Source organism: Paucisalibacillus globulus DSM 18846 (genome assembly GCF_000482485.1).
GTDB classification, from domain to species: domain Bacteria; phylum Bacillota; class Bacilli; order Bacillales; family Amphibacillaceae; genus Ornithinibacillus; species Ornithinibacillus globulus.
Map to the genome: position 1 here is coordinate 23,499 of NZ_KI519442.1, position 7,380 is coordinate 30,878.

Here is a 7,380-nt window from a genome sequence, read left to right on the forward strand (position 1 = left end):
ACTTCGGCGGATGTTCCGGGATTTTGGCTGATGTTCTCTGACTTCGGCCGATGTTCTCAAACTTCGGCGGATGTTTCGAGGATTTGGCCGATGTTCCCAGATTTTGGCCGATGTTTCGGGATTTTGGCCGATGTTTCGGGATTTTGGCCGATGTTCTCAAACTACGGCGGATGTTCCGGGAATTTGGCCGATGTCCCTAATAAAAAGTAAGTGAAAGTTTTTCTGAAATTAAAGAGGATTTTTGTATATTAATGTAGAATTACATACTAAGAAAATAAAAGGAGTGATATTTTGCATCAAATAAAGTTGTTTCGTGTTAAACCATACAATATTCTTTGTTATGAGGCACTTTTTCGGTGGTTAAAGCCACAATACAGAAATAATCAAATCCTATTAAATGATTATTCTAATTACCTCGCTGGATATCGCGGTGAAAAAAATGCCGATTACACTGTATCCATTTATCCCCATAATAACGCCTCCATTTTTCAAGGCATCCGCTTAAAAGTTGGTCCTTTTCATTTCCAAACTGACACGTTAATTGTTACAAATATGTTTATATTAATTTTAGAAATTAAGAATCTTGCAAAGGAAGTTGAATATGATTCCGATTCTCACCAGCTAACTCAAAGTGATGGAACAAAAAAGAAAGGTTATAAAAGTCCAATTTTACAAGCCGCTACGCAAAAGCTCCAATTAACAACCTGGCTGCAAAAGCATCGTTTTCCACCAATTCCTATTGAAACACTTTCTATTTTAAGTAATCCATCGACAATTCTTTCATTCAAAGGTGACCTTGATGTCAGTGATAAGTTTATCCATCTTGAAACGCTACCTTCCATATTAGATCGAATGTATTCACGCTATTCTCAAACAGTAATCAATCGTGAAACTATCAATAAGCTGAATAGACTTCTGTTAAAGGAAAACACTCCCCACAAACCTGATCTATTGAAACAATATGATATTAGCGATGATTTTCTTATTGATGGAATAGGTTGTGAACATTGCGAACACTATCCCATGATCTATAAAATGCAAACTTGGTACTGCTCCAATTGTGGGCAAACAGAAAAAAATGCACATGAAAGAAAGATACTAGACTATTTTCTTCTTAAAAGTCCAACCATAACTAATAAAGAGTGTAGAAACCTAATAAAAATTGACTCCCACAAAATAGTTTATCGAATGCTACAATCCATGCCTCTAAAACAAACTGGCAAAAATAGTGCAAGAAAATATCATGCACCAAAACTACCTGATTTCCCTCAGAATTCTAGCACACCAATTAAAAAGAAATCAGTATTTTCGTAGGTGTTATTGGAGTATAGGGGTGAACAATAACCGACAATTTCAAGAAGTGGCGTGGCGGATGTTTCTAGATTTTGGCGGATAAATTCCAAATGAGGCCGATGTTCTGGGAATTCCGCCGATGTTCTCAGACTTCGGCGGATGTTTCGGGAATTTGGCCGATGTTCTCAGACTTCGGCGGATGTTTCGGGAATTTGGCCGATGTTCTCAGACTTCGGCGGATGTTTCGGGAATTTGGCCGATGTTCTCTGACTTCGGCGGATGTTCTTAGAATTAGGCAGATAATTTCAAAATGTGGCGGATGTTTCTAGTTTTCGGCGGATAATTTCAAAATGTGGCGGATGTTCCTAGATACAGCTAATACTTCTTCCTTAATTTCAGGAAAGAAGAAAAGCTCGCAAAGTGATAAGCGAGCTTTTAATCATATTCTCTGAATGGATGGGTCTATTTATTATAGAGTTCTTTATAAGCTATAACTTTCAACGCTGTGATTTCTTCTTCGGTTAACTTTTCATCAACTATTTGAAGGATTTCCTGCTTAGATACTTGCCCTTCTTGAACTCTATCTTGTAGGTCTTTAATTTCTGATATGCCAAATTTTTTAACGATTACTCGTGTCGCCTCTTCTTTTGAAGTAAATGGCAATGTATTTTCATCAACTGTTTTTGCATCATTTATAAACGCCTGGAGCTCGGGGTCATTTTCTATAGCTTGCCTGATGTTTTCCATTTCCCCACTATTCTCTAATTCAGCAGTCAGTGCCTCCATTACTTTTTCAGAAGCAATTTTTGTTCCAAAATAATAGAGACCGTAACCAAGACCCCCTAGAATAATGATAATGATAAGAAAGTATTTAATAAATTTCATACTCGTATTCATCCTTTCGAGATTAATTATACATATTTAAAATGAGAAAGGGGGAATAATTGTGAAAATAAATATTACCGATGCTTTAGATTAACTTGTGTATGGTATCGCTGAAAGGGCACATAGTTTCCAGAAGAGAACTTGTGATTTCTCATACCAACTGTATACTCCAACTATTTCATCTCAAAAACTTCCATCTCCCTCCAATCCCGACTATAATAGGAACAGAAAATACTGTACGGGGTTGATTAGATTTTGGATAAAAATGAGCATATCACAAAGCTTTGTTTACTAACGGGAAAAATTATGCTGGAGAGTAGTGCGGAGACATATCGTGTGGAGGATACGATGAATCGGATAGCACGGGCGTTTGGTGTGGTAAATCCGCAAAGTTATGCAACACCAACGGGAATTTACTTTTCCATTGACCAGGCGGAGCCGGCGAATATGATGCGAATTGTGAAACGGACTACGGATTTAAATAAAATTGCAGAAGTTAACAGTGTTTCCAGGAGAATTGCTGCGGGAGAGTTGAATATGGATGAGGCGTATCATGCATTGAAGCAATTGGAAAAACTGCAAGTTCTTTACTCCAATAAGCTTATGATTTTTATTGCTGCGCTTGCTAGTGGCTGCTTTACCATTATGTTTGGTGGAATTTGGGCTGACTTCCTTCCATCTGCCGTGGCTGGTGGAATTGGGTTTGTTGGATTTTTATGGTTTGATAAGCTTGTGGAAATCCGCTTCATCTCGGAGTTTGTTGCAGCTTTCATTGTCGGAATTCTAGCTATGATTTTTATACATACGGGCTTGGGTGTGGAGCAGGACAAGATCATTATTGGTGCAGTCATGCCCCTTGTACCTGGGCTTCATATTACCAATGCTGTGCGTGATTTATTGGCAGGTCATTTGGTTGCTGGGTTATCAAAAGGTGTAGAAGCATTGTTGACAGCTTTTGCTATTGGTGCGGGTATTGCGGTGGTGTTGGCGTTTGTATAAAATGTGAATTCAATTAGCGCCATTTTCATTCCTCCTACGCACCCTATAAACTAAGTTCTCTAGGAAAAGCTAATATTATTTCCATTTTCTCCGATATTAATAATGAGTATATATTGGAGTGTGACGAATGAAAAAAGTTTGGAAAGTCATCATGATTGTAACATTAGTATTTTTAGTGGCTTGTAACACCGCAAAAGCCATAGAGGAAGAACCTGAAGCTGAACCTAAGGAAGAAAACGCAATTTCCAACCAGGTATCTTCAACTGAGGAGAAAGAAGTGGAAGCCAAACAAACTACTGCTTCTGAAGACAAAAAAGAAGATAGCAAACAGACTGCTGCCCCTGAAGAGAAGAAAGCTGAAGCCAAGCAGACTGCTTCTCCTGAAGAAAAAAAAGCAGAAACCAAGCAAACTGCTTCTTCTGAAGTGACAAAAGCTGAAATCAAGCAGACCGCTTCTAACGAAAAGAAAAAAGTAGAAACTAAGCAGGCTGCTTCCACCGAGAAGAAAAATGCAGAAACTAAGCAGGCCGCTTCTAACGAGAAGAAAAATGCAAAAACTAGACAAGCTTCTTCTTTGAAGTCCATGAATAAAATGTATTTGCCTGATCAGGTATCAGAGAATCGGACCACACCAATCACCCATGCTGTGATTCACTTTAGTAGTAATGTACTAGCAAAACCTGAGAACCCGTTTCAGGTTCGGGATATATATAATATATTTAAAGATTACGGTGTATCTGCACATTACGTTATTGACCGTTCTGGACAAGTTTACCAATTTGTTTCCGAGGACCGTGTTGCCTATCATGCTGGCAAGGGTAGCTTAAGTAATTATCCTACTTATAATAATAAATTAAATGCTTATTCTATTGGTATAGAGTTACTGGCGATAGGAACAAAACAAGAAATGGCGTCAATGATGTCAGAAGAACACTATGATACGATTGACCCCTTACATATTGGATATACAGCGGAGCAATATGAAACATTAAAAGAATTACTGGTCGATATTTCGACGTTCTATGGTACGATACCACTTGATCGAGATCATATTATTGGGCATGACGAATACGCACCAGACCGGAAGACAGATCCTGGTTCTTTGTTTGACTGGAACCATTTGATGGATTTAGTGAATGAATAGAAAAAAGGCTTCTCAAAAGTTTGGAAAACTGATGAGAAGCCTTTTTCTTATGTTTGTATACTGGCTTTATTTTGTTAATATGATATTATATATGTTTCTAATTAAGAGCACTTAAAAGCAGAAGCTTAAACATTGTTATCCATGAAAAAATGTTGCTCTTTAGTGTTCTTCTTCTTTCGATAGAAATTAAATGCAGTAAAAATAACCAAGGCAAATAAAAGCGTAAATAACGCAGACATAACATTTGTATCTGGAATATACACTTCCCAGAATGAATTAATTAAGGCATGAAACATAATACATAGAAAAATACTTTTTGTGGTTAAATAAATAACGGTCAATAAAAAAGACAATACCAAAACACTTACAGCAAACCAAAGGAAATTCATACTCATTTGATTTGAACCAACTATGAACCACAATGGCAGATGCCATATTGCCCAAATACTGCCCACAATGAGCGTACTTGTGAAAGACGACCAACTTTTTTGCAACGTAGGCTGTAAATACCCGCGCCAGCCTATTTCCTCCAAACCACCTCCAATAATCATGCCTGGGAGATAAATTAATGCTAGATACAGGGGCGCCTCCATAGATGCTCCTCCCCAAAGAGTTGGCAAAAAACAAGCAAGAAACGCTAGTCCAACGGTAAATAAATACCAGGCTAATGGATGTCTATAATTTTTTATGTTACTAATAAACGAGTTGAATTCTTCTTTAGAACTATACTTCTTTTTTAGCCAAATTCCTGTAATACAAGGTGCGAGACCGCCAGGAATAAATAATATCATTGATAGTGCAGTTCCAAACTTAAGCAAATCGAATTGGGTTAAAATTACTAAACTGCCCCAACATATCCACGACAAAGAAAATGTATAGAATAGATACCTTCCTACTTCTTTCCCCAATTAAGTTTCCTCCTTATTTACATCCCAACAATGTATGTACAGACTTGCATAGAGTCTTCATTAGTCGAATTTCGTCAAAAAGTGCTTGTTCATTTTGGAACATACCATAACATTTTTGTAAAACAACATTGCTTACAATTCCATCAATGGAAGTCATTATAAAAGTAAATAAATCATCAAGTGGTACTTCAGGCTGAAAGATCCCGAAAGAAATACCCTCATGAATGGTATTAAATAGTTGCTCGACCAAGTATTGTCCACTTTCGTTTTCTGTAATATGGGGCAAAATTTTTGTTTGTCTCTCAGGATTGTTCGCAAATAGGATTGTTAGTTCAAATTGAATTTTACCAACCGTTGATAAGTTTTCTTTCATGTACTCACCGAGAAAGGTAAACAGCTTTTCTATCTTCTTCTTTGGAGCATCGCTATTTTCAATAATCGTATCTACAGAATGCTTATAGTCGGCATTTGCATTCGCTTGATTAATGATTTCAACAAGTATTTCATCTAAATCTGAATAATAGCGATAAATACCCCCTTGACTTACTCCGGACGCTTTAATGATATCTCTCATCGTAATTTCATAGAGTGGCTTAATTGCACATACCGATAAAGCTGCTTTTAAAATGGTGTTTTTCTTTTTTATTACATATTCAGGACTTACTTTAGGCATAATTTCCTCCTTACACAATAAAAATGACAATAGTGTCATTTTTATTGTGAGTTACAAACCTCTTATTGTCAATATTCAAGCTGAAATATTGTGAAAATATATACCTTTTGAAACTAAAAATAAGTAAATTAGTGAATTCATCTTGTTGAAAGTTCTACACTTAAACATAAAAACACCCCTTTAGACAATCCAATCTAAAGAGGTAATAGATCTTTAATAAAACAGCATTTCGTTTTCGTTATTACTTCCACCATTTTTTTAAGGCGGTGCTTGTATCCCCATTTGTTGTGCGATCTTTTTATAAATTTTTTGTACTTCTGTTTTATAAGTCATTGCCTCTTTCTCCTTTCAAATCTATCTGGATTAAACTTATACATTAGTAACGCCTTCCTTATCCAACTAAACTATTCGTCAATTTAGGTACTCTTTTTCACAAACCAACAATTAATTAAATAATTTCTACTATTAAAAATCGCTTCTTAAAGAAATTTTATTATGTACAACAAAGTTACATTAATTTTAATATACTATTATACTTAGAGAAAGTAGCTGTGGCATAACGATGAAGAAACAATTAAAAAGAAATCGAATACGTTGTATACATTGTGGAGATATAATCGAATCAAAAACTACTCATGACTTTCAGTTATACTTAGAGTGGTGAAATTATCCTTTTTATAATCTATAACCGAAGTAACATAAATTAATTTTGTTACTTACGAGACGATTCTTTTATTTATTTGTTATACTATTATTTTACAAGGTAAAATGTAATTACCGATAGAAAAATTGAAGAAAAGGAGTTAAGAATGTGGAAAAATTTAAAGTATTTTTATTATCTGTTATCACACTTACTCTTTTATATATTGCTTTTATGATTACAGCCTTAGTAGTGTAGCTTTAGGAATTTGAATACTTACAAATAAATTTTTAATTAAACGAGTTGATTGATTATTAGAAGTTAAACAAGCATTGTATGTTGTTTATCTTTACTTTGGATAAATCAAGAAAAAACTAAAGGAACAATAAAAAACACCTCTACCCAATATGCACATATTACAAAGAATATTAAAAAAGAGGCTTCCTAAAAGTTTAGTAACTTAATGAAAGGTCTCTCTGAAAATCTTATCGATTAATAACGGTCACTATTTCGGACACCAAAAGGTTAAATGATACGGTTAAAGGTTGATGTAATAAGGTTCTTAGACCCTTATTACACCATGCCGCACATACCACCCATATCCAACATTCCGCCTCCAGCATGCAGGACACCATTCTTATATAAAAAGCCTAATTTAAAAGGTTCTAAGTCAAATGTTGGGGTGGTGATTTTATGTCTCCACCCTAACCTATTTGTAACCCAATTCCTTTATACTGACGATTCAATAAGATTTTTGCTCTGAATCGCTTAAAATTCCTAAACCCGTAAGCATTTCTTTTTAGAACTTTAGTGGTATTATTTATACCTTCTAAAAAGC

9 protein-coding genes are annotated in these 7,380 nt (G+C 35.4%); 5 read left to right on the forward strand and 4 right to left on the reverse strand.

From position 1 onward, the window contains the following. Positions 1 to 210 (forward strand): hypothetical protein (locus K332_RS24335; RefSeq protein ID WP_211237432.1); only part of this gene is annotated, 210 nt, incomplete at its 5' end. Positions 211 to 291: 81 nt separating this feature from the next. Continuing rightward, on the forward strand, positions 292 to 1,314 hold the full coding sequence (locus K332_RS0121690) for a nuclease-related domain-containing protein (protein ID WP_026909363.1): 1,023 nt from the start codon (positions 292 to 294) through the stop codon (positions 1,312 to 1,314). Positions 1,315 to 1,755: 441 nt separating this feature from the next. On the opposite strand, the gene K332_RS0121695 is transcribed toward K332_RS0121690, so the two are convergent. After that, the gene (locus tag K332_RS0121695; RefSeq protein WP_026909364.1) at positions 1,756 to 2,178 is read right to left on the reverse strand and encodes a hypothetical protein; all 423 of its coding nucleotides are present in this window, start codon (positions 2,176 to 2,178) and stop codon (positions 1,756 to 1,758) included. Between the two features lie 306 nt (positions 2,179 to 2,484). On the opposite strand from K332_RS0121695, the gene K332_RS0121700 reads away from it, so the two are divergent. Then, positions 2,485 to 3,177 (forward strand): threonine/serine exporter family protein, encoded by a 693-nt coding sequence (locus K332_RS0121700; protein WP_245604797.1) that lies wholly within the window; start codon positions 2,485 to 2,487, stop codon positions 3,175 to 3,177. Positions 3,178 to 3,304: 127 nt separating this feature from the next. Next, positions 3,305 to 4,321, forward strand: a complete 1,017-nt coding sequence (locus K332_RS24630) for an N-acetylmuramoyl-L-alanine amidase (RefSeq protein ID WP_051359590.1) — start codon at positions 3,305 to 3,307, stop codon at positions 4,319 to 4,321. A 125-nt stretch (positions 4,322 to 4,446) separates the two neighbouring features. Here K332_RS24630 and K332_RS0121715 read toward each other — a convergent pair whose 3' ends face one another. Together K332_RS0121715 and K332_RS0121720 are read right to left on the reverse strand one after the other, a co-directional pair. Then, positions 4,447 to 5,229 (reverse strand): CPBP family intramembrane glutamic endopeptidase, encoded by a 783-nt coding sequence (locus K332_RS0121715; RefSeq protein ID WP_026909366.1) that lies wholly within the window; start codon positions 5,227 to 5,229, stop codon positions 4,447 to 4,449. A 13-nt stretch (positions 5,230 to 5,242) separates the two neighbouring features. Beyond that, entirely contained in the window at positions 5,243 to 5,902 is a 660-nt protein-coding gene (locus K332_RS0121720) for a TetR/AcrR family transcriptional regulator (RefSeq protein ID WP_026909367.1), read from the reverse strand. A gap of 562 nt (positions 5,903 to 6,464) precedes the next feature. Between K332_RS0121720 and K332_RS24915 the strand changes: the two genes are divergently transcribed. Continuing rightward, positions 6,465 to 6,566, forward strand: a complete 102-nt coding sequence (locus K332_RS24915) for a DUF7695 domain-containing protein (protein ID WP_425414472.1) — start codon at positions 6,465 to 6,467, stop codon at positions 6,564 to 6,566. A 680-nt stretch (positions 6,567 to 7,246) separates the two neighbouring features. Here K332_RS24915 and K332_RS23840 read toward each other — a convergent pair. Further along, a partial coding sequence (locus K332_RS23840; RefSeq protein WP_211237433.1) for a transposase occupies positions 7,247 to 7,380 on the reverse strand: 134 nt, incomplete at its 5' end.

What these genes read in the sequence shown, in the direction of transcription:
- K332_RS0121700 (WP_245604797.1), top strand. Translation starts at nt 2,485, where the DNA reads ATGCTGGAGAGTAGTGCGGAGACATATCGTGTGGAGGATACGATGAAT.
- K332_RS0121695 (WP_026909364.1), bottom strand. Translation starts at nt 2,178, where the DNA reads ATGAAATTTATTAAATACTTTCTTATCATTATCATTATTCTAGGGGGT.
- K332_RS24630 (WP_051359590.1), top strand. Translation starts at nt 3,305, where the DNA reads ATGAAAAAAGTTTGGAAAGTCATCATGATTGTAACATTAGTATTTTTA.
- K332_RS24915 (WP_425414472.1), top strand. Translation starts at nt 6,465, where the DNA reads ATGAAGAAACAATTAAAAAGAAATCGAATACGTTGTATACATTGTGGA.
- K332_RS0121720 (WP_026909367.1), bottom strand. Translation starts at nt 5,902, where the DNA reads ATGCCTAAAGTAAGTCCTGAATATGTAATAAAAAAGAAAAACACCATT.